Origin of the sequence: Corallococcus sp. CA049B (assembly GCF_003611685.1) — a bacterium.
GTDB lineage: Bacteria > Myxococcota > Myxococcia > Myxococcales > Myxococcaceae > Corallococcus > Corallococcus coralloides.
In genome coordinates this window covers 13,135-36,024 of record NZ_RAWC01000077.1, presented here as the reverse complement: position 1 = coordinate 36,024, position 22,890 = coordinate 13,135, and the positions used below count along the sequence as shown (strand labels likewise).

At 71.6% G+C, this 22,890-nt stretch carries 20 protein-coding genes; 15 read left to right on the top strand and 5 right to left on the bottom strand.

Annotated elements, in window-relative coordinates:
* Positions 1–140 precede the first annotated feature (140 nt).
* From D7W82_RS18760 to D7W82_RS18740, 5 genes are all read left to right on the top strand, one after another.
* A complete protein-coding gene (locus tag D7W82_RS18760) occupies positions 141–1,163 on the top strand; it encodes a hypothetical protein (protein ID WP_120619657.1) in 1,023 nt (340 codons plus the stop codon).
* 131 nt (positions 1,164–1,294) lie between these two features.
* Complete coding sequence (locus tag D7W82_RS18755) at positions 1,295–1,981, top strand: DUF4142 domain-containing protein (protein WP_120619656.1); 687 nt, start codon at positions 1,295–1,297, stop codon at positions 1,979–1,981.
* A 79-nt stretch (positions 1,982–2,060) separates the two neighbouring features.
* The gene (locus D7W82_RS18750; RefSeq protein WP_233587792.1) at positions 2,061–3,032 is read left to right on the top strand and encodes a hypothetical protein; all 972 of its coding nucleotides are present in this window, start codon (positions 2,061–2,063) and stop codon (positions 3,030–3,032) included.
* Positions 3,033–3,047: 15 nt separating this feature from the next.
* Positions 3,048–3,797, top strand: coding sequence for an ATP-binding cassette domain-containing protein (locus D7W82_RS18745; RefSeq protein WP_120619659.1), 750 nt, complete (start codon positions 3,048–3,050; stop codon positions 3,795–3,797).
* Positions 3,794–5,287 carry a glycine betaine ABC transporter substrate-binding protein gene (locus tag D7W82_RS18740; protein WP_370451039.1) on the top strand — a complete coding sequence of 498 codons (1,494 nt, stop codon included), beginning with the start codon at positions 3,794–3,796 and terminating at the stop codon, positions 5,285–5,287. Before D7W82_RS18745 ends, D7W82_RS18740 begins: the two co-directional genes overlap by 4 nt.
* Positions 5,288–5,290: 3 nt before the next feature.
* On the opposite strand, the gene D7W82_RS18735 is transcribed toward D7W82_RS18740, so the two are convergent.
* Positions 5,291–6,265, bottom strand: coding sequence for a COX15/CtaA family protein (locus D7W82_RS18735; protein ID WP_120619658.1), 975 nt, complete (start codon positions 6,263–6,265; stop codon positions 5,291–5,293).
* 147 nt (positions 6,266–6,412) lie between these two features.
* Here D7W82_RS18735 and D7W82_RS18730 point away from each other — a divergent pair, with 147 nt between their 5' ends.
* Entirely contained in the window at positions 6,413–7,537 is a 1,125-nt protein-coding gene (locus D7W82_RS18730) for a hypothetical protein (RefSeq protein ID WP_120619654.1), read from the top strand.
* Here D7W82_RS18730 and D7W82_RS18725 read toward each other — a convergent pair whose 3' ends face one another.
* Positions 7,538–8,944 carry an NAD-dependent succinate-semialdehyde dehydrogenase gene (locus D7W82_RS18725; RefSeq protein ID WP_120619653.1) on the bottom strand — a complete coding sequence of 469 codons (1,407 nt, stop codon included), beginning with the start codon at positions 8,942–8,944 and terminating at the stop codon, positions 7,538–7,540.
* 99 nt (positions 8,945–9,043) lie between these two features.
* Entirely contained in the window at positions 9,044–9,496 is a 453-nt protein-coding gene (locus D7W82_RS18720) for an SMI1/KNR4 family protein (protein WP_120588673.1), read from the bottom strand.
* A gap of 57 nt (positions 9,497–9,553) precedes the next feature.
* On the opposite strand from D7W82_RS18720, the gene D7W82_RS18715 reads away from it, so the two are divergent.
* From D7W82_RS18715 to D7W82_RS18685, 7 genes are all read left to right on the top strand, one after another.
* A complete protein-coding gene (locus D7W82_RS18715) occupies positions 9,554–10,063 on the top strand; it encodes a hypothetical protein (RefSeq protein ID WP_120588674.1) in 510 nt (169 codons plus the stop codon).
* Positions 10,064–10,583: 520 nt separating this feature from the next.
* A complete protein-coding gene (locus D7W82_RS18710) occupies positions 10,584–12,401 on the top strand; it encodes a hypothetical protein (RefSeq protein WP_147439386.1) in 1,818 nt (605 codons plus the stop codon).
* Between the two features lie 208 nt (positions 12,402–12,609).
* On the top strand, positions 12,610–13,338 hold the full coding sequence (locus tag D7W82_RS18705; protein ID WP_120619652.1) for a phosphatase PAP2 family protein: 729 nt from the start codon (positions 12,610–12,612) through the stop codon (positions 13,336–13,338).
* Complete coding sequence (locus tag D7W82_RS18700) at positions 13,335–14,900, top strand: histone deacetylase (protein WP_370451038.1); 1,566 nt, start codon at positions 13,335–13,337, stop codon at positions 14,898–14,900. Before D7W82_RS18705 ends, D7W82_RS18700 begins: the two co-directional genes overlap by 4 nt.
* 36 nt (positions 14,901–14,936) lie before the next feature.
* Complete coding sequence (locus D7W82_RS18695) at positions 14,937–15,605, top strand: acyltransferase (RefSeq protein ID WP_120619651.1); 669 nt, start codon at positions 14,937–14,939, stop codon at positions 15,603–15,605.
* A 221-nt stretch (positions 15,606–15,826) separates the two neighbouring features.
* A complete protein-coding gene (locus D7W82_RS18690) occupies positions 15,827–17,854 on the top strand; it encodes an ATP-binding protein (protein WP_233587790.1) in 2,028 nt (675 codons plus the stop codon).
* A gap of 206 nt (positions 17,855–18,060) precedes the next feature.
* The gene (locus D7W82_RS18685; protein WP_120619649.1) at positions 18,061–20,145 is read left to right on the top strand and encodes a neutral/alkaline ceramidase; all 2,085 of its coding nucleotides are present in this window, start codon (positions 18,061–18,063) and stop codon (positions 20,143–20,145) included.
* Positions 20,146–20,153: 8 nt separating this feature from the next.
* Here the strand turns inward: D7W82_RS18685 and D7W82_RS18680 are convergent, their stop codons facing one another.
* The gene (locus D7W82_RS18680) at positions 20,154–20,966 is read right to left on the bottom strand and encodes a cadherin-like beta sandwich domain-containing protein (RefSeq protein ID WP_233587789.1); all 813 of its coding nucleotides are present in this window, start codon (positions 20,964–20,966) and stop codon (positions 20,154–20,156) included.
* 194 nt (positions 20,967–21,160) lie between these two features.
* Between D7W82_RS18680 and D7W82_RS18675 the strand changes: the two genes are divergently transcribed.
* The gene (locus D7W82_RS18675; protein WP_120619647.1) at positions 21,161–21,658 is read left to right on the top strand and encodes a gluconokinase; all 498 of its coding nucleotides are present in this window, start codon (positions 21,161–21,163) and stop codon (positions 21,656–21,658) included.
* Positions 21,659–21,667: 9 nt separating this feature from the next.
* Here D7W82_RS18675 and D7W82_RS18670 read toward each other — a convergent pair whose 3' ends face one another.
* Positions 21,668–22,294: a phenylalanine--tRNA ligase beta subunit-related protein gene (locus tag D7W82_RS18670; RefSeq protein ID WP_120619646.1), complete on the bottom strand. Its 627-nt coding sequence runs from the start codon at positions 22,292–22,294 to the stop codon at positions 21,668–21,670.
* Positions 22,295–22,369: 75 nt separating this feature from the next.
* On the opposite strand from D7W82_RS18670, the gene D7W82_RS18665 reads away from it, so the two are divergent.
* Entirely contained in the window at positions 22,370–22,732 is a 363-nt protein-coding gene (locus D7W82_RS18665) for a cupin domain-containing protein (RefSeq protein WP_120574709.1), read from the top strand.
* Positions 22,733–22,890 lie beyond the last annotated feature (158 nt).

The following is a 22,890-nucleotide window of genomic DNA, read 5'->3' as shown; positions in this document are numbered from 1 at the left end:
GTCTCCCCGCCGTCCCCCCACCCAGACCTACCGGGTTGCCCGCTACCCACTCGGGAAACCACGAAAAACGTGCTGACACGCGGCTTGAATCACAATTATTATGTAAGAATACCGTAGCGCTGTTTGGTTTGAGGGGCCCAATGGCGGAAGGGTTGAGCGAGGCGGAGGCCACGCGGCGCGCGTTGGAGGCGTTGCCGGAGGGCCTTCGGGTGCGCTGGGTCCAGGAGGGCCGCGGGGCCTGGGTGCTGGGCTGCCAGGACTCCAGGCCGAACCTGCACGCGCCGCGGGGCGAGGACGTGCTCATCCAGGGCGAGCTGTGGCTCTTGGGCGCGCGCTACGTGGAGGGCGCGGTGCCGCGAGGCGCCCTGCGGGTGTGGCTCTTGGAAGGCCCCGTGCGGCACGTGCTGGCCGCGCGCGTGGCGGTGGGCGGCGAGGACCTGACGCTGGGGCTGGGGCCTCCCGGGGCGCGGGTGCCGTCGGCGCGCGTGGTGTGTCAGCGCGTGGAGTGGCGGCCGTACTCGGTCGCGAACGCGGCGCCGCTGGCGGCGGCCTTCGTGGACCTGTGGCGCGGCCTGGGCCGGGGCTCGCGGCTGGAGCGGCTGGGGCTGGAGGTGGACGGCACGGTGGAGGGCTGCGCGCGCGTGTCCCCCTTCGTGGAGGTGGAGCCGGACCGCAAGGGCAGCCGCCGCTCCCCGACGCGCCACCCGCTGCCCCCCTTCGTGGCGGCCACGGCGGACGTGCTGCGCGACTGCCGCCTGTGGCTGCGCGCGACGGCGCACGCGCTGACCCGCGAGCCGCCCTTCCTGCGCGAGGTGTACCTGCCCTCCGGCGACGGTGAGCCCCTGGCGCTCCAGGCCAAGGCCGCGCGCGAATCCCTGAGCGCGCTCCTGGAGCGGCGGCTGCGCTGGGCGGAAGGGTGGCTGTCCCCGTCCTCGCTGCTGGAGCTGGAGGTGTCGCGCACGGTGCCCGAGGGCGTGGGCGCCGGGGCCTGCTGGCTCACCGCGCGCTTCGAGCAGGCGCAGACGGGCGGGACGGCCACCACCGTCACGCTGGTCGACACGCCTGGCTTCTCCTCGGAGGTGCTGGCGCTCTTGCGCGGCTGGGCCCAGGCCACGGCGCAGGGGCGCGGCGCGGTGGCGCGCGGCCTGCTGCCCGTGGAGTGACGCGGCTCCATTCCCCCGGGCCTCGTACCCGGGGGGAGGGCGCTCGGCCAGGCGGCCCTGGCAACCGGCTTCCGCGTCCACACCTTGCCCCCGTCAAACGTGCATCCGCGAAGGCGGGGGAGGCAGGGACCATGAGCAAGACGAACTGGAAGACGCGGGCGGTGACGGCGGCGGTCATGACGGGGCTGATGGGCTTCTCCGCCCACGCCCAGGACGAATCGTCCAAGCAGGAGAAGCACGAGATGAAGCAGGGCAAGGCCGTGGGTGAGGCCGCCGCGAAGCGCGTGCAGTACGTGGGCAAGCTGGCCGTCTTCAACAACCGGCAGATCAAGCTGGCGCGGCTCGCGGAGCAGCAGGCGACGGATCCGCAGGTGAAGGAGTTCGCCACCAAGCTGCGCGAGGACCACGAGAACAGCCAGAGCCAGCTGCGCACTTGGGCCGAGCAGAAGAAGATGCAGATCAGTGCCCTCAGCGACAGCAACGTCACCTCCGAGGACCAGACGGGCATGGGCGGCTCCGGCGTCCAGGAGGGCTACCAGGAGAAGATGAAGGGCACCGGCGAGAAGCTGGGCAAGGCCATCGACAAGTCGAACGAGGAGTACAACAAGCTCCAGGCGAAGCAGGGGCCTGAGTTCGACAAGGCCTTCCTGACGCGCATCGCGGAGGACCAGAAGAAGGGCAAGGACATCCTCGAGGAGGGCCGCAAGGAGTACAAGAACGACGCCGGCTTCCTGGCGCTCCTGAGCGACACCGAGCGCACCGTCCGCGGCAACGAGACGCAGGCGAAGGAGCTCGAGAAGCAGATGAAGAAGAGGTAGTGCCCGCGTTTGTAGCGCGGTGGGCGTCGGGCCGACGGGCCGGTTGACTCGGCCGGGCCCGGCGCCTATCCCCTCGCGGATGCGCACGGCACTCGCGGCGATGGGAGTGACATTGGGGGGGCTGCTGAGCGCGTGTCTTGCGTCCGCGCCAGCGGCCCACGCGGTCCCCGCCGAGGGCGTGACGCCCGTGGGCCCCTTCGTCGACGACGCGCGCAGTCTCTTCGAGGGCTGCGTCCCCGTCCCGGACAGCGCCACGTCGCGCACGTACCGCTGCGGCGCGCTCTCCGTGTGGCTGCACGAACAGCCCGGGAAGAGCGAGGCGCAGGCCGTGGACTCCGGCCGCGCCCGCGTGCATGCCCGGCTGGGCCCGGACCTCACGGAGGCCCGGGGCGAGCTGCCGCTCGGTGGACAGCCGCACCCGTCCCTGCGCTTCGAGCGGTGCTCCGGTGAGAACGCCTGTACGGTGGGCGGCTACGTCACGGCGGTGACGCCCTCCGCGGGCCACGTGCGGCAGCTGGGCTGCGTGGCGCGCGACAGCGTCCGCGCGGGGCTGGGCCGGTGCCTGGAGCTGTTCGCGTACCTGGCCACGCGGGGCAACCCGGAGGGCGACACGCTGTCGCCGTCCGCGCTCGTCACGCCGCCCCGGCTGCCATGGCGGGTGCTGTACCTGCCGGAGGGCTGCGAGGTCGCGGACTCGACGACGCGTGCGGGGAGGATCCGCTGTACCGCGTCCACCTTCTCCTGGAGCGTCTTCCTTCCGGTGCTGCCGGGTACGGGCCAGGTGGAGCGCTGGCGCGACCGGAGCGCGGAGGAGCTGCGCGACGCGCTCCCGGGGGCCGGCCCGGTGGAGGTGCGCGACTGCTACGTGGAGGGCCTGGCCACGCGCTGCGTCCGCTTCACCGCGCCCGCACCGGAGGGGGGCGGTGACGTCCAGGTGTGGACCGGCGGCGTGAACTACAAGGGCTGGGGCCTGTTCGCGGCGTGCAGCCTCCCGGCGAGTGCGCCCCTCCCCTTTCCGACCGCCTGCAACGGCGTGTTCGCCCCGCGCTGAAGGGACGTGGCGTTCGTGTTCCTCCTGGAAGGAGTGTCCAAGCGCTTTGGTGCCGCGCAGGCCCTGCACCCGCTGGACCTGAGTCTGCCCCAGGGCGCCACCACGGTGCTCATCGGCCCCAGCGGCTGCGGGAAGTCCACGCTGCTGCGGCTGCTCAACGGCCTGCTGCGGCCCGATACAGGACGCGTCCTCTTCGACGGACAGCCCCTGCCGGAGGCCGCGGACGCATTGCTCGCCGTGCGCCAACGCGTGGGCTACGCGCTCCAGGGCGGAGGCCTGTTCCCGCACCTCACCGGCGCGCGGAACGTCACGCTGATGGCGCGGCACCTGCGCTGGCCGGAGGCGCGGATCCGCGAGCGGCTGGCGCGGCTGGTGGACCTGACGCGCTTCCCGGCGGAGGCCTTGGAGCGCCTCCCGGGCGAGCTCTCCGGAGGCCAGCGGCAGCGCGTGGCGCTGATGCGCGCGCTGATGCTGGACCCGGACGTGCTGCTCTTGGATGAACCCCTGGGCGCGTTGGATCCGCTGGTGCGCCATGACCTCCAGACGGACCTGCGCGGCATCTTCGAGCGGCTGGGCAAGACGGTGGTGCTCGTCACGCACGACCTGGCGGAGGCCGCCTTCCTGGGGGACGGCATCGTGTTGATGCGCGAGGGCCAGGTGGTGCAGCAGGGCACGCTGGACGCGCTGGAGTCGCGTCCCGCGGATCCGTTCGTCACGCGGTTCATCCAGGCGCAGCGCCCGTTGCCCCTGCGGAGGCAGGGATGATGCGCGCGCTGCCGCTGGCGTGGTTGCTGCTGCTCACCGTCGCGTGCACGAGCACCGAAGGTGGCGGCGGGCCCCAGGTTCGCGTGGGGTCCAAGAAGTTCACCGAGTCCGTCATCCTCGGGGAGATGGTGACGCAGGTGGCGGAGGACGCCGGCGCGCGGGCCTCGCACCGGCGCGAGCTGGGCGGCACCACGGTGTTGTGGGAGGCGCTGCGCCGGGGCGAGCTGGACGTCTATCCCGAGTACACCGGCACGCTGCGGCAGGAACTGCTCGTGGGCCGCGCGCTGCCGGACGACGATGCACTACGGAAGGCGCTCGCGGACGAAGGCCTGCGGATGAGCGCGCCGCTGGGCTTCAACAACACGTACGCGCTGGGCATGAAGGAAGCGGAGGCCGAGCGGTTGGGCATCCGCCGCATCTCCGACTTGAAGGCGCACCCGGAGCTGCGCGTGGGCTTCAGCAATGAGTTCATGCAGCGGGGCGACGGCTGGCCCGCGCTGCGCGACGCATACGGCCTGCCCCAGCGCGACGTGCGCGGCCTGGACCACGACCTGGCGTACCGGGGCATGGAGAGCGGCGCCATCCAGCTCACGGACCTGTACTCCACGGACGCGGAGATCGCCGCCTACGGGCTGCGCGTGCTGGAGGATGACCGGCACCACTTCCCCGCGTACGACGCCGTGCTCCTCTACCGCGCGGACCTGGAGACCCGTGCGCCTCAAGTGGTCCAGGCGCTGCGCCGGCTGGAGGGCTCGCTCACGGAAGCGGAGATGGTGAAGCTCAACGCCCGCGCGCGGCTGGAGCACGTGCCGGAGGCCCAGGTGGCGGCGGACTTCCTCCAGGCCTCCTTCGGCCTGACGACGGAGGTGCGCACGGATGGGAGGGGCGCGCGCATCTGGCAGCGCACGCGCGAGCACCTGTTCCTCGTGGGGCTGTCGCTGGTGGCGGCCATCGCGCTGGCCATCCCGCTGGGCGTGGTGGCCGCGCGCCGTCCACGCCTGGGGCAGGGCGTGCTGGGCCTCTCCAGCGTCATCCAGACGGTGCCGTCGCTGGCGCTGCTGGTGTTCATGATTCCGCTCTTGGGCATCGGCTCGAAGCCGGCCATCGCGGCGCTGTTCCTCTACAGCCTGTTGCCCATCGTGCGGAACACGGCGGCGGGGTTGCAGGGCGTCCCGTGGGAGGTGCGCGAATCCGCGGAGGCGCTGGGCCTGCCGTCCGGCGCGAGGCTGTGGCGCATCGAGCTGCCGATGGCGGCGGCGTCCATCCTCGCGGGCATCCAGACGGCGGCGGTCATCAACGTGGGCACCGCCACGCTGGGCGCGCTGGTGGGCGCGGGCGGCTACGGCCAGCCCATCCTCACCGGCATCCGCCTGGACGACGTGGGGCTCATCCTGGAGGGCGCGGTGCCCGCGGCGGTGCTCGCGCTCGCGGTCAGCGGCCTCTTCGAAGCGGTGGCGCGCGTGCTGGTGCCCCGGGGGCTGCGCGGCTGAGCGCTACACCGGCTCCACGCGGGAGGCGGGCTCGGTCGCGGGCTCCAGGCGCGGCGCGTCCTCCGCGAGCCCCGCCGCGCACAGCCGCACCACGCACATCCACACGCAGTCCGCGAGCAGCAGGTGCACCAGCTGCATCGCCACCGGCGCCAGCAGCACCAGGTTGATGATGCCCGCGCACAGCTGCGCGACGTACATGCCGGTGAGCCACGCGGACGCGCGCCGCACGTCCGGCGAGGGCCGCAGCCGCGCCACCTGACGGCCGCCGAACACCAGCAGCGCGCCCATGGCCACCGCGATGGCCGGGTGGAACATGCGCAGGCGCAAGAGCACGTGCGCCGTCTCCGACAGGTCCTGCTCGAAGCCGTGCGTGAGGCTGGTGGCGGGGAAGAGCGTGTCGCCCAGCGCGGCCACCGCGCCGCTGATGCCCAGCACCAGCATGCCGGCGATGCTCCCGCCCAGCAGCGCGCCCACGACGCCCTGGCCCCGGAGCGCCATGCGCGCGCGGCCCCTGGAGGACCACACCACCAGCGTCTGCGCGCCCACCAGGAGGAAGGTGTTGGTCAGGTGCAAGCCCATCCACACCGCGCGTCCCAGGCGCGCGTCCTGCGCCACGTACTTGAGCAGCACGATGCCCGCGCCCACCAGGCCCTCCGTGAGCATGAACACCAGCGCCCAGAACGCCGCCTTGCGGCCCGGGTGGCCCTTGGGGAACTCGCGGCGGCCCCAGGCGTAGAGCGCGACGGCGAGCACCGTGGCCAGGCCGCTGGTGAGCCGGTGCGTGTACTCGATGATTGTCTGGATGGAGGGCGCGCGTGGCAGCACCTCGCCGTTGCAGACGGGCCAGTGGTCGCCGCAGCCCGCGCCGGAGCCGGTGGCGCGCACGAACGCGCCCCAGAGGATGACGCCCAAGGTGTAGAGGAGCACGCCCTGGCTGAACCACTGGAAGCGGCGGGTCGCGGCGGTGGGGAGGGTCATCGTGCCCTCCCAGTACCGCATCCGTTCACAGGGGACCACCGCGCGCCCGTGTCCGCCTGGCCGCCGCGCGCCAATGGCTCAACACCTGCGCTTATGGGGCCACCCACGACAGTCCCCAACCCCGGGGGAAGTTGTTAGCGTCACCTCGTGCCCCGAGACCGCGAAGCGCCCCCTGCCTCCTCGCCCCCTCCCGATGCGGCCGAGCGCCTGCGTCGACTGGAAGCGGCCATCGAGGAGGGGCGCGCGCGCAAGGACGCGGCCCTGGAGGGGTGGGTGCGCCGGATGGGCCGCCTGCCCACCGAGAAGGAGCGCAACCGCTGGGAGCGGGAGTGGGAGCGCGGCGCGGAGCGGGAGCGCCAGCGGTGGGAGAAGCAGTGGGAGCGCGAGTCGAAGGACGCCCTGCGCCGCGCGGAGCGGCAGTCCAAACGCAACGCGTACATCTCGCAGCAGCAGGCGCGCCGCGATGCGAAGCGCGCGGAGAAGGCGGCGCGGGAGGAGGCCGCGCGGAACCCGGTGGTGGGCGTGGGGCAGCTCGTCGTCGCGCTGGCGTGCGTGGCCACGGTGGTGCGCTTGCCGCAGCAGTACTGGTGGCTGGTGTTCGTGGCGCTCGCGTTCTTCAAGGGCGCCGCGAAGCACCTGCGGCCGAGCAACAACCCCCTGCTGACGCGCGTGGAGGAGCCGCCCGCGCCGGTGCTGCCCCAGGCGAAGGTGCCGGAGGCGCCGGTGGATCCGCGCCTGACGCGCGTGGATGCGGTCTGCGAGAAGCTGCTCGCGGAGCTGCGGGCGGGGAGGGGCGTGTTGCAGGAGATGGTGCGCTCGCCGGAGCGCACCGTGCAGGACCTGCGCAAGAGCTGCCACGAGCTCATCCGCCGCGAGCGCGAGCTGCGCACGGTGGCGCCGCCGGAGGACGTGCAGCGGCTGGCGGACGAGCGCAAGAAGCTGGAGACGCGCTGGGCCGCGGAGGAGGACGTGGTGGTTCGCGACCGGCTGCGCGCGGCGTTGCAGGTGCTGGATGAGCAGGTGCGCCAGCGCGCGGAGCTGACGAAGGCAGCGGACCGGCTGGAGGCCGAGTTCACGCGGCTGGCGTACACGCTGGAGAACCTCTACGCCCAGGTGCTGCGGGTGCGCTCGGCGGACGCGGCGGACGCGGACGTGGCCGGCGCGGGCCTGCGCCACAGCGTGGAGCAGCTGGGCGCGGAGGTGGACGCCGTGACGTCCGCGCTGGAAGAGGTGCACGGCGCGCCCGTGGATGGCCGGGTGCGCACGCGCTGACTATTCGCCCGCGTGCTTCGACGGCGGCGGTGCGCCGGACGCGCCGGTGATGCGGACGGTCTTCGCGTTGACGAACTCGCGGATGCCCAGGTCGGCCAGCTCGCGGCCGTGGCCGGAGTGCTTCACGCCGCCGAAGGGCAGGCGCGCGTCGGAGGCGACGAGCGCGTTGACGAACACCATGCCGGCCTCGATGCCGTCGATGAGGCGGCGCTGCTCGTTCGCGTCCTGGGTCCACACGCTGGCGCCCAGGCCGAAGGGCGTCGCGTTGGCCAGCTCGATGGCGTGCTCCAGGTCGCGGGCGCGCAGCAGCGTGGCCACGGGGCCGAAGAGCTCGTCATGGAAGGCGGGGGCCTTGGGCGGCGGATCCGCCAGGACGGTGGGCGGGTAGAAGTTGCCGGGGCCGCCCTGGGGCTTGCCGCCCAGCAGCAGCCGGGTGCCGGCCTTGACGCTCTCCTGCACCTGGGCGTGCAGCCCTTCGAGGATGCCGGGCGTGGCGAGCGGACCGACGTCGGTCTTTGGATCCATGGGGTCACCGACCACCATGGTCTTCATGCGCTCGACGAAGCGGCGTTCGAACTCCTGGGCGATGGGCTCGGCGATGATGAAGCGCTTGGCGGCGATGCAGGACTGGCCGTTGTTGATGAGGCGCGCGGACACGGCGGTGTGCACGGCCTTGTCCAGGTCCGCGCTGGGCATGACGATGAACGGGTCACTGCCGCCCAGCTCCAGCACGACCTTTTTGATGGCACGGCCCGCGGCGGCGCCGACAGCGCGTCCGGCGCCCTCGCTGCCGGTGAGGGTGACGGCCTTCACGCGAGGGTCTTCGATGACGCGGTTCACGTCCGATGTTTCGATGAACAGGGATTGGAAGGCGCCTTCAGGGAAGCCGGCGGTGCGGAAGATTTCTTCGAGTGCGATGGCGCACTGGGGCACGTTGCTGGCGTGTTTGAGGAGGCCCACGTTGCCGGCCATGAGAGCGGGGGCGGCGAAGCGCACGACCTGCCAGAAGGGGAAGTTCCACGGCATGATGGCGAGGACGGGGCCCAGGGGCTGATAGCGCACGAAGGCGGTGTCGCCATCCACATCGATGGGCGTGTCGCGCAGGAGCTTCTCGGCGCGGGTGACGTAGTATCGGCACGCGGTGGCGGACTTGATGGACTCCGCCTTGGCGGCCTCCAGGGGCTTGCCCATCTCCTCCGTCATCATGCGGCCGAAGCGGGGGGCCTCGACTTCGAGGATCTCAGCGGCGCGGCGCATCCAGCGGGCGCGGTCAGCGAAGGACGTCTCGCGGTAGGCGCGGAACGTCTCCGCGGCCCGTTGCAGCTTGCGCTCCAGCTCCTCGGACGAGAGCACGTCGAACGTGCGCAGCGTCTTGCCGGTGGTGGGGCTGATGGTGGCGATGGCCATGTGCGGGTGCCTCCCGGGGTGCGAACGTCACCGGGTGATAACAGGCCCCACACCCCTGACAATGCCTCCGGGGTCGGAGCGTCCAGGGGCGTACGCCGCTCAGGACTCCAGCAGGGTGGGCGACAGCGCATCCGACTGAAGCGCCGAGATGAAGGTGTCGAGGTCTTCCGCCAGGAAGTGGACGCTGGCCGTGCCCGGCCGGGCATGCGCGTCCCAGTAGAACACCTGGCCCGTCACGGACAGACACACCTTGTCCGCGCCCTCTGTCGTCGCGATGGGGAGCAGACCTGGAGGGATGCGATCCCGGAAGACCTCCAGGTTCCAGTCCAGGTTGCAGGACTCGACGGGGTCGTTGAGTCCGAAGAAGAAGTGGATCCGGCCGATGGGATTCCCCGGCAGCCCCTGGAGCTTGAAGAGGTCGCGCTCCGGCCGGCCTCCGTGGGTGGCGAGCAGGAATTCACGAAGTGGCAGTGGGAGCGCGAGCTCGAACCGCTGCTCGAACGCATCCAGGTCCGCGTTGCTCAGGAGTGGTCCACTCTCGGTCGTCCGCATGACCTCGGCCCCGCTTCAGCGTTCTCTCTTCTGCTCCAGTATCCTGTCGGAGGAACCATGACCTATCAGAACGAGTGGCGGCCACGATTCCCCGTTCCGCCACATACGGCCAGATACCTCGTGGAGGGCTGCCCGGTGTTGGTGGACGCCTTGCGTGTGCGCACAATGAACTTCGGCCAGCATTGGCGCACCCCGGGCGTTGTCGAAGTTCGTTACGAGGTCGTCCTGCCTGGCGCCTACGCCGTGGCGCTGCTCGAACAGGACTGGGCTGATTGGATCGAGGACTATCAGCGCTTCCCCGAGCCGAATAACCCATTGGAACAGGCGCTGCGGGCTCTGGGTTGGCCTGGACCGGCACAAGCGCTCGCTGATCCGGTGGTGGCCCCGCTGGTCCTCGACTTCGATGCTCACGAGCTGCTGCTGCGCTGGTTTGACGACGGCGTTCCCTCACTCCCTGGCTTCGTGCTCAACACCGTCGATGAGGTACGCATGGTCGGTACCGACGTATGGCTCGCGGGCCAGGCACGCCCCGAGCTCCCCGACGTGAGCTATGCCTATCAGGACTGAGGTGCGACGCATCCAGCCTGTCCGGCGCCGGTGACCGAGCCATGACCGAACCACCGGGTGCCCACGGCCAACGGCATCCCGGCCCCGTGGTTCGACTCATAGGGAGGCTGTGCATGGGAATGGCCGTGGGCGGCAGGGGCGGAGTGAAGGCGGACATCAACGTCACACCCTGGTCGACGTGGTGCTGGCGCTGCTGATCATCTTCAGGGTGGTCCGTGGAGATGGAAAAGGAGTTGGAGCAGTTCCGTCAGGCGGCGCAGTGGCTCGTTGCCGTTCCCCGAGGCGCTGCGCGCCTTCGCTACGAATGGCGCAAGGGACGCCCCGCGGGTCGCCCCCGTCCATCAGCATGTCGCCGACACGTCGCCGACGTGTCGCCGACACACCCGCCGCGCCGGGAAGAGAGGCGCTCCCCTGTGTCCGGCGCCGTGCCGGGCCGCGGGCGGAGGCGGCACGTCGCTTGCTCAAGCCCCCGGGCGCAGAGCCGGCACCGCTGCCGAACCCCTTTTCACAGGAGCCTCCCATGTCGAGAACCGCCGCCGCCCTCCGTACCCGCGTGATGGATGCCACCCAGCCCCGGCTGTTGCAGTGGCAGGACGTGCCCACGAGCCAGCTCGCCCCCTACGCCCCCTCGGACGCGTCGCTGCCGATGGTGCAGTACGCCATGCAGACCGTCATGGCCTGGGCGAAGACGCAGAGCGGCTGCATCGGCGCGATTCCGACGTGGGAGGTGGGTCAGGCCACGTGGGGCGTCATCCTCCTCCTGGAGCACCCGGCCATCTCCGTTGTCGACATCCCGAAGTCCCAGCTTCCGCCCGTCGTGCCGGAGAACCCCATCGAGGACTGGGGCGTGACGGTGATGCGCTGGGCGGTGGCCCAGGGCTACCAGCTCGGCATTCCCACGTTCTCGGAGACGGCGGACACGCGCACGGCACTGCTCTTCTCCAAGGACTACCCGGGGCTGACCTTCGTGGACGCGGACAACGCCGACCTGTTCGAGGTGATGTTCCAGCCGCGCTCGCTGATTGACTTGAGCGACACGGCCGTCTGGGCCCAGAGCGTCATGCGGCTGGCGTCCTCGCGCGGGTGGAGCGCGGGCTGGCCCACGTGGGAGTACACGACGAAGCGCGGGCTCATCGCGATGTCCGAGTTCGCGACGCCGGCGCTGCCGGACCCGACCGACGCCAACGTGGACCTGGTGCTCGCCATCCTGAAGCAGACGAACCAGTCGCTGAAGAACGTGCGGGATGACCTGCAGGGGAGCATCGTCGGCGTCTTCGACACGTTTAACGCGCCGGCGGTGACCGACCCGGCGTTGCAGATTGGCCTCGACTGCCTCTTCGGCGTCATCAACGTCGTCCTCAACGCGATTCCGGAGGTGGGCGGCTCGCTCGCGGCCCTCTTCGACACGGCGCTCACCGCGGCGCAGGACAGCGAGGCCGCGAAGGGGGCCAACGGGTCCATGACGCTCGAGGCCTACCAGAGCAACCTGGAGTCCGCGTTCGACGCGTCCCTCAACGCCGTCGGCGACCTCCACGACGCGCTGCTCAACGCGCGGGGCACCAGCGGGCTCGACGCCGTCTGGCAGCAGCTCTACACCAGCCCCCTCACGGGGATGCCGGCGCAGCTCGGGCTGCTCGCGCTCGCCTCGCCCAAGCTGCCCGACGACGAGACCTACTGGAACAACGCGGAGGAGTCGATGGCCTCCTCGTTCCTGGTCAACCTCAAGCGCCGCTTCGTCGAGCAGCTCTACCTCGCCGCGCACCGCACCTACCAGAACGCGCCGGCGGGCAAGCAGTGGTGGTACGGCACCATCGCGTCCGTCACGGCGGCGGATGGAGACCTGGCGAAGTACATCGCCGACCGCGCGGATGACCTGTCGTGCTGGTTCACCGACTTCAGCCAGCAGCCGGGCCACGCGCGCGGCCCGTACGTGACGACGACCGAGTTCTGGCTCCAGAGTAACGAGAGCGGCGGGCTGGCCGCGTACCCGCCGACGGAGCTCGTCTACAGCCTGTTCTCCAGCGATGGGTTCGGCAATACGCAGGGCTGGACCGGCCCGTACGACAAGTCCACGGTCTACAACCAGTGGTCCATCGACTGCATCGAGTTCGGCAGCGCGTCGTACCAGCAGAACTGGACCTACTCGGCCACCGGCGAACTCGTCGTCGCGACGGTGCAGTACAACGGCAATGACGTCCCGCAGCAGGCCACGGCCGGCAGCACGGATGCGTACGGCCAGCTCACGCTCAACTCGTCGAACCCCATCGTGCAGGGTGGGGCCTCGACGAGCGGCTTCCAGCAGCGGGTGATTCGCAACGACCTCTCGCCGCTGAAGTGAGCCGCTGGCTCGGTGGCGACGCAGTTCGTCCCGCGAAATGCCCAACCGCGCCGCCACCTTCACCCGCGACTCTCCGCGCTTCAGCGTATGAGGCCGGCGCGGAGGAACTGGGCGTGTCCGTGGACCCTCCCTGAGCACCTGGAGCCTGTCCGACACTCGCCGCGAAAAGCCCATGGCCAGCCCGCACCCGCTGTCTTAAGTCACCGCCATGTCACGAGGGCCATGGCGGTGGGTGTCGGGTTGGGATGCGATGGTGACGCGGCCTTTGGGGCTGCTCCTGCTCGTGGTCGCGTGCGTCCTGGGCTTCGTCGTCCTGTCCGACGAGGTCCATGAAGGCGACACGCAGGACATCGACGAGCGCATCGTGCGCTCCCTGCGCCGTGAAGAAGACCCCGCGCTCCCCCGAGGCCCGTGGTGGCTCGCGGAGACCGCTCGCGACGTGACGTCCCTGGGCGGCTTCCCCGTCCTGGCGCTCCTCACCGCGGCCGTGTGCGGCTTCCTCGTGGTGGCCCGCCGCTACCGCACCAGCCTCTTCGTCCTGTCCGCCATCGTCGGCGGGTGGATCCTCAACGCGGCGCTCAAGAACCTGTTCCACCGCCCGCGCCCCTCGGTGGTGCCCCACCTCACCGAGACCCTGTCCACCAGCTTCCCCAGCGGCCACGCCATGCTGTCCGCCATCACCTACCTCACGCTGGGCGCGCTCCTGGCCCAGTTCGCCGAGCACCGCCGCGTGAAGGTCTACCTCCTCACCGTGGCCTTGCTCCTCTCCGTCCTCGTGGGCTGCACCCGCGTGTACCTGGGCGTGCACTACCCCACGGACGTGCTCGGCGGCTGGGTGGCCGGGCTCGCGTGGGCCCTGTTCGTCACCGTCGCCGCCCGCACCGTGCGCCGCCGCAGCCCCGCCCTTCAAGACGAGGCCCAGCGCCCCGTGGAATGAGCCTTGCGCCCACGGCCCCCTCGCAGGATGAAGGGGCCACCACCCTTTCCGACCCGTCGGAGGTCCCCGTGGACGCGCTCCTGGACAGCGTGCGGCTGGTGTGCGGCGGCACGCTGGGCGCGGCGCGGCTGGCGCTCGCGAGGCAGACGCCCGTGGTCAACATGGCCGGCGGCTTCCACCACGCGCGCCCGGACAAGGGCGGCGGCTTCTGCACCGTCAACGACATCGCCGTGGCCGTGGCGGACCTGCGCGCGTCCGGCTTCGAAGGCTCCGTGGCCGTGCTGGACCTGGACGCGCACCCGCCGGACGGCACCGCCGCGTGCCTCGCCGGCCAGCCGAAGACGTGGATCGGCTCCGTGTCCGGCAGCGACTGGGGCGTGCTGCCCCCCGGCGTGGACGAGACCCGCGTGCCGGACGGCTGCGACGACGTCACCTACGTGCAGAAGGTGAAGGACCTGCTCGCGCGGATGCCCGCCTCCGACATCACCTTCGTCATCGCCGGAGGGGACGTGCTGGCCGGGGACCGCTTCGGGCGCGTGGGCATCACGCTCCACGGGGCGCGCAAGCGCGACGTGGCCATCGCCGCCGCGCTGCGGGGACGGGCCAGCGTGTGGCTGCCCGGCGGCGGCTACCACGCGGACTCCTGGAAGCTGTTCGCGGGCACCGTGCTGGTGCTCGCGGGGCTGGGCCACCAGCGCATCACCGCGCGCTACGACCCACTGAGCGCCCGCTTCCAGCGCATCGCGCACCTGCTGGATCCGGAGAACGGCAACACCGCCGGCAAGGCGCCGCACTGGGAGCCCTTCTCGCTGGAGGACCTGGAGGGCCCGCTGCGGCTGGGGCCGGAGGTGCAGCCGCGCGTGCTGGGCCACTACACCGCGCAGGGCATCGAGTACGCCCTGTTCCGCTACGGCCTGCTGTCGTACGTGGAGCGCCTGGGCTACAGCCGCCTGCGCGTGCAGGTGGCCTCCACCGGCGGCACCGGCGACCGCATCATGGTGCTGGGCCACGCGGGCGGCCGCGAGCACCTGCTGTCGGACGCGGTGGTGGAGAAGAAGGACCTCCAGGGCGAGACCTTCCTCTTCGCCAACTGGCTGTCCCTGCGCCACCCGCGCGCGCGCTTCAGCGACACGCGCCCGCAGCTGCCCGGCCAGGAGGTGCCCGGCCTGGGTCTGTCGCGCGAGACGACGGAGGTGCTGCTCGCCATGGCCCAGCGCCTGGGCCTGGCGGGCGTGGCCTTCCGGCCCATGTGGTACCACCTGGCCGTCGTCGCGCGAGGCCGCTTCCACTTCTGCACCCCGGAGCGTCAGGGCCGCTTCGAGGCGCTGATGCGAGACCTGTCCTCGCTGCCGCTCGTGGACGCCACGCGCGCCGTGGCCGAAGGGCGCGTGCGCCTGGACGGCCGGCCGTACCCATGGGAGCCGGACGAGATGCTCTGCCGCCTGTCCCCCGTGGCCCTGGACGCGGAGGCCGTGGCCCAGGAGCGCGAGCGCTGCCACTTCACCGTGGAGCCCACGCCGGAGCCCATCGCCGCTCCCTCCGTGAAGCCCGAGCCCCTGTGACGCCGGAGCCCGCCGGGCCCGTGGTAGTCAGGACGCGTGGACCTGGACGCGCGACGCCGTGAACAACACAAGCTGCGGCTGTCGTGGATGCCGTGGCTCTACTTCAGCCTCAAGCCGCGCCACCGCGAGTGGGCGGAGGCCTGGCAGCGCGAGGTGCAGGACCGCCTGCGCGCGCTGGAGACCGTTGAAATCGCCGAAGGATGTTTCATCGCCCCGGAGGCGCGCATCTTCGCGGAGCCCGGCCGCACCGTGCGCATCGGGCCGGGGTGCAGCATCGGCGCGGACGCCTTCGTGCACGGGCCCGTGGTGCTGGGGCCGCGCGTCAGCCTCAACGCGCGCGTCAGCCTGGACGGCGGCGCGTGCGGCATCCGCATCGGCGAGGGCAGCCGCATCGCCACCGGCGCCACGCTCTACGCCTTCGACCACGGGCTCGCGCCGGACCGCCCCGTGCGCGAACAGCCTGTCACCTCGAAGGGCATCGTGATCGGCCAGGACGTCTGGGTGGGCGCCAACGCGGGCATCACCGACGGCGTCACCGTGGGCGACCACGCGGTGATTGGAATGGGCGCCGTCGTCACCCGCGACGTGCCCCCGTGGGCCATCGTCGGTGGCGTGCCTGCACGCCTGCTCGGAGATCGCCGTCAACGCCCACGTTCCGGAATTCCCGGGGGCTGGGAGCCCCCAGACTCCGAGGGAAACCCATGAGTCCCGGGTGGGTCCATTGACTTTGAAACATTCGAGCGCCCTATGCTTCGGGCCGCGGTGAGACGGAGCGAGGGCTCGGGCCTGGATGCACCGGGTGGGTTTTCCTCAAATCCAGGTTTCATTCCGTTTCATCCGTGATGAAGGAGGCCGCGGTGACGCAGGAGCAACGCGAAACGGGGAGCTCCGCTGCTCTGGGGCAGTCATCCGGGGCGAGCGACCTCGTGGACACGCGTCGCTTCCAGCGCGCCGGGTCGCTGTTACGCGAGGCCCTCTTCGAACTGGACGCGGCGGGCCGCCTCGTCCTGGCGACCCCCGCCTGGGAGCGCCTGGTCGGAGCTCCCGTGCACGCGTGGCTGGGCCGCTCGCTGGTGGAGCTGTTCCACCCGGAGGACCGGGACCAGGCGCGGGTGTTGCTGCGCACGGCGCTGGCGCGCACGGACGTGCCCTCGCGGCTGGAGCTGCGGCTGTCGGGCGGCACGCAGCCGCGCTGGGTGGAGCTGTCCGCGACAGGGGACCCGGAGCACCTGGGCGGCGTGCTGGGCACGCTGGTGGACGTCACCCCGCGCCGTCTGGCGGAGGAGGCCGCCGCCACGCGCGAGCGCTACCTGGGCGCGATGGTGGAGGTGCAGCGGCAGCTGCTGGCGCCGGAGGCCTCCGTGGATGTGTACGACTCCATCCTGGAGCCGCTGGGCCGCGTCGCGGGCGCCAGCCGCGCGTACGTGTTCGAGTTCCACCGCGACGCCTCCGGCCGGATGCTCCAGTCGCAGCGCGCGGAGTGGTGCGCGCCCGGCATCTCGCGCGAGCTGGACAACCCTGACACGCAGGCGTGGCCCATCGACCAGGCCTTCACGCTGTCCCAGCTGGAGCAGCTCCACCGGGGCGAGGCCGTGCAGGGCTCGCCGGAGGACTTCGGCGCGGACAACGCGCCGGTGCTGCTGGCGCAGGGCATCCGTTCGCTGCTGGTGCTGCCCCTGATGGTGCACGGCGAGCCGTTCGGCTTCATCGGCTTCGACAACTGCGACGACGCGCGGCCCTGGTCGCACGTGGAGGTGAAGCTGCTGTCCGGCGCGGCCGGCGCGCTGTCGCTGGCGCTGGAGCAGCACACCACGGACGCGCTGCGCGTGCGCACGGAGACGGCGCTGCGCCGCACGGAGGCCGGCTTCCACCTGCTCATCGAAGGGTTCCCGGACCCCGTGGTGGTGCACACCACGGACGGCATGCTCCTGTCGGTGAACCCGGCCATGGCCAACTACCTGGGCTACCAGGACCCCGCGCAGCTGCTGGGCCGGCACCTGCTGGGCCTGGTGCGGCGCGAGGACCAGGAGGTCGCGCGCCGCCACCTGGAGGAGGCGCAGGACGGAGCGCTGGCGGCCCGCTCGCATGAGGTGCCGCTGGTGCGCCGCGACGGGCAGGTGGTGAGCGCGGACCTGGTGACGCTGGGCGTGCTCTTCGACGGCGTGCCCGCGCGCGTGACGGTGGCGCGCGACTTCACCGAGCGCAAGCACATGCAGGCGCAGCTCATGCTGGGGGACCGGCTGGCCTCCATGGGCATGCTGGCCGCGGGCATCGCGCACGAATTGAACAACCCGCTGTCCTACGTGCTCTCCAACCTGGAGTTCCTGCACCGCGCGCTGGGCCCCATGCCCCGGCCCCTGGGCGCCGAGGAGCTGCTGGAGTACCAGCAGGTGCTGGACGACGCGCGCGAGGGCTCCGAGCGGATGCGCCAGATTGTCCGCCAGCTCAAGGTCTTCTCCCGCGTGGACGACGCGCACGAGGAGGCGGTGGACCTGCACCGCGTGCTGGACTCCGTCGCGCAGATGGCGGCCAGTGAAATCCGGCCGCGCGCCCGGCTGGTGAAGCAGTACGGCGTCGTGCCGACGGTGCGCGCCAACGAGGGCAAGCTGTTCCAGGTGTTCCTCAACCTGGTCATCAACGCCGCGCACGCGATTCCCGAAGGCTTCACGGACGAGCACGAAATCCGGCTCATCAGCCGCGTGGACGACGACGGCCGGGTGGTGGTGGAGGTGCGCGACACGGGCCGGGGCATCGCGCCGGAGCTGCTGCGCCGCATCTTCGACCCCTTCTTCACGACCAAGGCGCCGGGCCAGGGCACCGGCCTGGGCCTGTCCATCTGCGACACCATCGTGCGCGCGCTGGGCGGCACCATCGCCGCGGAGTCCACGCCGGGCCACGGCGCCACCTTCCGCGTCACCCTGCACGTCGCCGCGCGGCCCGCACGCGTGGCCTGAGCCAGGCCCGCGGTCCGCGTCCATGCGGCGGAGCGGGCCGCCCGTCCGCTGCCGCGAAATGGACTGAATCCGCCGCGCTCCCGTGTTCGAGTGTGGAGCGTCGGACGGCCCGCCCTCGCGTGCGCTGCCCTCCCGGGGGTAACGGAGACATGCTGGGGCCCCGCCGCCGCCGGGGGCCTTCCCTTCCGGAGGCCGTGGAGGATGCCATGCGCACGCTGAACGCCCGCCTCGCTCCCGTGCTCGGGTTGCTGCTGGGCTGCGCGCTGGCGCTGGGGCCGGGCGCTTCCAGCGCGCAGGAGGGGGCGCCGCGGGCTCCGGCTCCCACGGAGGCTCCGGCGAACGGGTGCGCGGGCTCCTCGAACTTCCTCATCGGCGCGGCGCGCTCGGACATCACCGGCCCCGCGGCGGAGGTGGGGATGATGGGCTACGGGCAGGTGGGCCAGAAGACGGAGGGCATCCACCTGCGGCTGTTCTCGCGGGCGTTCGTCATCGCCTCGCCGTGCAACGGCCGCCGCGTGGCCTTCGTCAGCGCGGACCTGGGCATGGTGTTCCAGGCGGTGAAGCAGCAGGTGGTGGAGCGGCTGCGCTCGAAGCTGGGTGACACCTTCTCCGACGACAACGTGCTGCTCAGCGCCACGCACACGCACGCCGGGCCGGGCGGCTTCAGCCACTACACGTTCTACAACCTGACCACCTTCGGCTTCGTGCCCCAGAACTTCGAGGCCATCGTCTCCGGCATCACGGACTCCATCCTTCGCGCCAACGCGCGCCTGGCGGAAGGGTCGCTGCGGCTGTCCTCGGGCGACCTGCACGGCGCCAGCATCAACCGCTCACCGGAGGCCTACCTGCGCAACCCGGAGGCCGAGCGCGCCCGCTATCCCGACAACGTGGACACGCGCATGACGCTGCTCCGGATGACGGGAGCGGACGGGCGCGAGCTGGGGCTCGTCAACTGGTTCGCCGTGCACGCCACGTCCTTCGGCAACACGAACACGTACATCAGCGGCGACAACAAGGGGATGGCGGCGCACACGTTCGAGGTGGAGAAGGGAGGACGGACGCCCGGAGGCCCGGACACCTTCGTCGCGGCGTTCGCGAACTCGAATGAGGGCGACGTCACGCCCAACATCCTGGGCGGAACGAATGGCGGCGGCGCGAACGACTTCGAGGACGCCGCCATCTCCGCGAAGAAGCAGTACGACTTCGCCGCGCACCTGTGGTCCACCGCCGGGATGCCGGTGATGGGCGGCGTGGACTACCGGCACGCCTACGTGAAGATGGACGCGGTGGACGTCGCGCCCGCGTTCGCGGACGGCAGCGCGCGCCGCACCTGTCCCGCGGCCATCGGCCTGTCCATGCTCGCGGGCGCGGAGGACGGGCCCGGCTTCGGCGCGGAGGGGGCCACGTGCGAGTCCGTGCACGACGTGTGGAGCCAGTTCACCTGCGCCGCCGTCACCACGCCCTGCCAGGGGGAGAAGCCCATCGTCCTGGAGATGGGCACCATGAAGCCCTATCCCTGGTCCCCGGAGGTGCTGCCGCTCCAGGTGGTGACGGTGGGGCCGCTGGCGCTGGTGGCGGTGCCCTTCGAAATGACCACCATGGCGGGCCGCCGGCTGCGCGACACGGTGCGCGCGCAGCTCCAGGGCGCGGGCGTGACGGACGTGGTCATCGTGGGACCGGCCAACGCCTATTCGGGCTACGTGGCCACGCGCGAGGAGTACGCGCGCCAGGACTACGAGGGCGCGTCCACGCACTTCGGCCCGTGGACGCTGGCGGCGCTGCAGCAGTCCTTCACGGGGCTCGCGGCCTCCTTGCGCGACGGGACGTCCGTGCCGCCCGGCCCCACGCCGCGCGACCTGCGCAAGGCGGTGGTGGGGCTGCAGCCCGGCGTGGTGTTCGACGACAAGCTGCTCTGGGTGGACTTCGGCGCCGTCGCGGAGGAGGCGAAGGCGTCCTACGCGCGCGGCGACACCGCGAGCGTCGCCTTCTGGGGCGGCCATCCGCGCAATGACCTGAAGCTGGGCGGCACCTTCCTGCGCGTGCAGCGGCGGGAGGCGGATGGCACGTGGCGGGACGTGGCGAACGACGGGGACGGCGCCGCGCTGTATCACTGGCAGCGCGAGTACTGCGTGCCCACGCTCGCGTGCTCACAGGTGCGAATCACGTGGCCCATTCCCCGGGACACGCAGCCGGGCACGTACCGGCTGGTGCACGAGGGGAACTGGAAGTCCGGCTGGGACGGGCGCATCCACCCGTACGCGGGGAGCTCGCGCCCGTTCACCGTGAAGTAGCGCGCCCGTCAGTCGCAGGAGCCGTCCGGGTTGCAGCGCTTGTCGCACTTCTTGCAGGACTCGCCGCCCTTGCCGCACTGGTTCTTGTTGGGCGCGGGGATGCAGCTGTTGCCGTCGCAGCAGCCTTTGCAGGTGGACGGGTCGCACTTGCAGAAGCCGTTGATGCACGCGAGCCCCGCTCCGCACGCGGTGCCACCGAGGCCGCAGACGCACTTGCCCCCGACGCAGCGGTTGGCGTTGAGGTCGCAGGCCGGGCCGGTGCCGCAGCCGCAGGTGCCGCGGTTGGTGCAGGTGTCGGCGCGGTCCGAGTCGCAGATTTCACAGGCGACGCCGCCCACGCCGCAGGTGCGGAAGGTTCGGGACGTGCAGACGCCGTCGCGGCAGCAGCCGTCCGGGCAGTCCACGCAGAAGGTGCCGCCGTTGGAGCTGGTCAGCCGCACGGTGACCTCCACCTCGTAGCCGTCGCGTACGGTGGTGGTGGCCTCGCCGGTGGCGACCGTGGCGTCGTCGCGCAGGCCGTCCACGCGGACGGTGGCCTGGGCGCCGTTGGCCGCGCCGTCCAGGAGCACGCGGAACGTCTCACCGTTCACGAGCGCGCGGCTGGAGTCCTCGGGCAGCAGCGTGGTGGGCACGGTGGCGCCGTCCGCGGTGGCGGCGATGCGCAGCCGGGTGAGGTTGAGGGCGGGCTCGAACTCGGCGGTGACGAAGAGCGCGGTGCCGGCCGCGGCGGCGGGGTCACGGCAGGCGGCCAGGGACACCAGCGCGAGCAGGCCGCTGCACAGAAGGAGCCGGGCGAGCGTCCGGCCGGGGGTTGCTCCCACGGAAGTCATGATGGTGCGGGACGGTAATGGTTCCTCCGTCGTGAAGTGGAAGTCATGTGGGACGCGAAGGTGATGGCGTTGGACATTGGACGCTCACGTCCGGTGTGTCACCGGCTGTGTTTCTCGCATGGCACCTGGGGCGGGAAGGCCGCAGCATGAGGCAGCGCGCGAGACCCGAGGGAGGCGGCAACGGCATGGTGGTCATCGTCATGGGCGTTTCAGGCACCGGGAAGTCCACGGTGGGCCGGGCGCTCGCGGACCGGCTGGGGTGGACGTTCGTGGACGCGGACGACCTGCACTCGGTGGAGAACCGCCGGAAGATGGCCGCGGGCACGCCGCTGACGGACGTGGACCGGCAGCCCTGGCTGGAGCTGCTGCGCGCGAGGATGGAGAAGGCGCTGGAGGCGGACGAGGCCCTGGTGCTGGCGTTCTCCGGCCTCAAGGCCTTCTACCGGGCGAGGCTCACCGTGGACCCCGCGCGCGAGCGCTGGGTGTACCTGCACGCGCCCGCGTCCGTCATCCTCGAGCGGATCCAGAAGCGCGTGGGGCACTTCATGCCGGCGTCGCTGCTCCAGAGCCAGCTGGAGACGATGGAGGTGCCCGGAGACGCGTTCACCGTGGACGTGACGCCCCCGCCCGGAGAAATCGTCGAGCACATCGTGGCGGGGCTGGCATTGACGCCCCGGGCGTAGGGCGCTTCTTCAGCGCACGGGCTCGACGGTGGCGCCCAGGCGCTCTAGCAGCTCGCGGTACCAGATGAAGGCGCGCTCGGTGTGGCCCTTCAGCTCCTTCGTGCCCCACAGCAGCGTGAGCGTGCGTCGCGTGGTGGCGTCCGTCTTGGTGCGCTGGGCGTCCTTCACCGCGTTGGCGCACGGGCCCTGCGCGTCGAAGAGGCACAGCAGGCCCTCCAGGTCGATGGTCTGCCCGGAGGCGTTGAAGACGTAGCGGTCGCCCTGGATGGCGGTGGAGACGCGGAACGGGGCCTGGGCCTTGTCCAGGTCCACCACGCTGATGGGCAGGCCGCTGTGCAGCGACACGGCGTTGCAGGCGTCCACCGCGGCGTTGATGGTGCCCAGGCTCGCGTCCCCGGAGGCTCGCACCAGGTACTCGGACGCGGGCTTGCCCCGGCCCGTGGGCTTGTAGCCGCCGTGGCGGAGCAGGTCTCGCACGGCGCCCCGGACGGCGTCGTCACTCTGGAGGGGCGCGGTGGCGCCGGGCCTCAGCAGGGCCTGCAGCCAGTCGGGCGCGGGCAGGTCCCCCAGGGGAGCGGGAAAGGAGGAGGTGAAGGCGATGAGGTCGAGGAGGGGATGGTTGTCGACGGTCAGCACGGCGGCACTCTACGCCACGCGCTGGTAGGGTAGGGGGTGTCCGCTGTTCCCTTCGTCCCCTCCTGGAGCACTCGCATGCCCACGCTCATCCCGAAGCCCATCCGCGTGACGGCCGTGGGCAACAAGCCGAAGCTCATCGACGAGTACGTGGGCCGGGTGAACTCCAAGACGTCCAACATCAGCGTGGCCCACATGCGCAGCCCGGGTGGGTGGGAGGAGCCGGGCCAGACGCCCGAGTTCCGTGAAATCACCCTGGTGCTCGCGGGCACGCTGCGGGTGGAGCACAAGGGCGGGGTGATGGACGTGCACGCCGGCCAGACGGTGGTGTGCGAGCCCGGCGAGTGGGTCCGCTACAGCACGCCCGAGGAGGACGGCGCGGAGTACGTGGCCATCTGCACCCCGGCGTTCTCTCCGGGCACCGTGCACCGGGACGACTGAGGCCCTCGTTCCAGGTTCCAAGCCGGGCGGAATCCCGCGAGCGGGGGCCTGCTTGCCCGGCCGCGTGGAAGGGCCTGGAGCCGTTGGGGGTTCGGAAGCATCCCTCCGGCGGGCGGCTCATGGCATAAGGGCGCGCCGCCTGATTCCCCGGGCCCTTT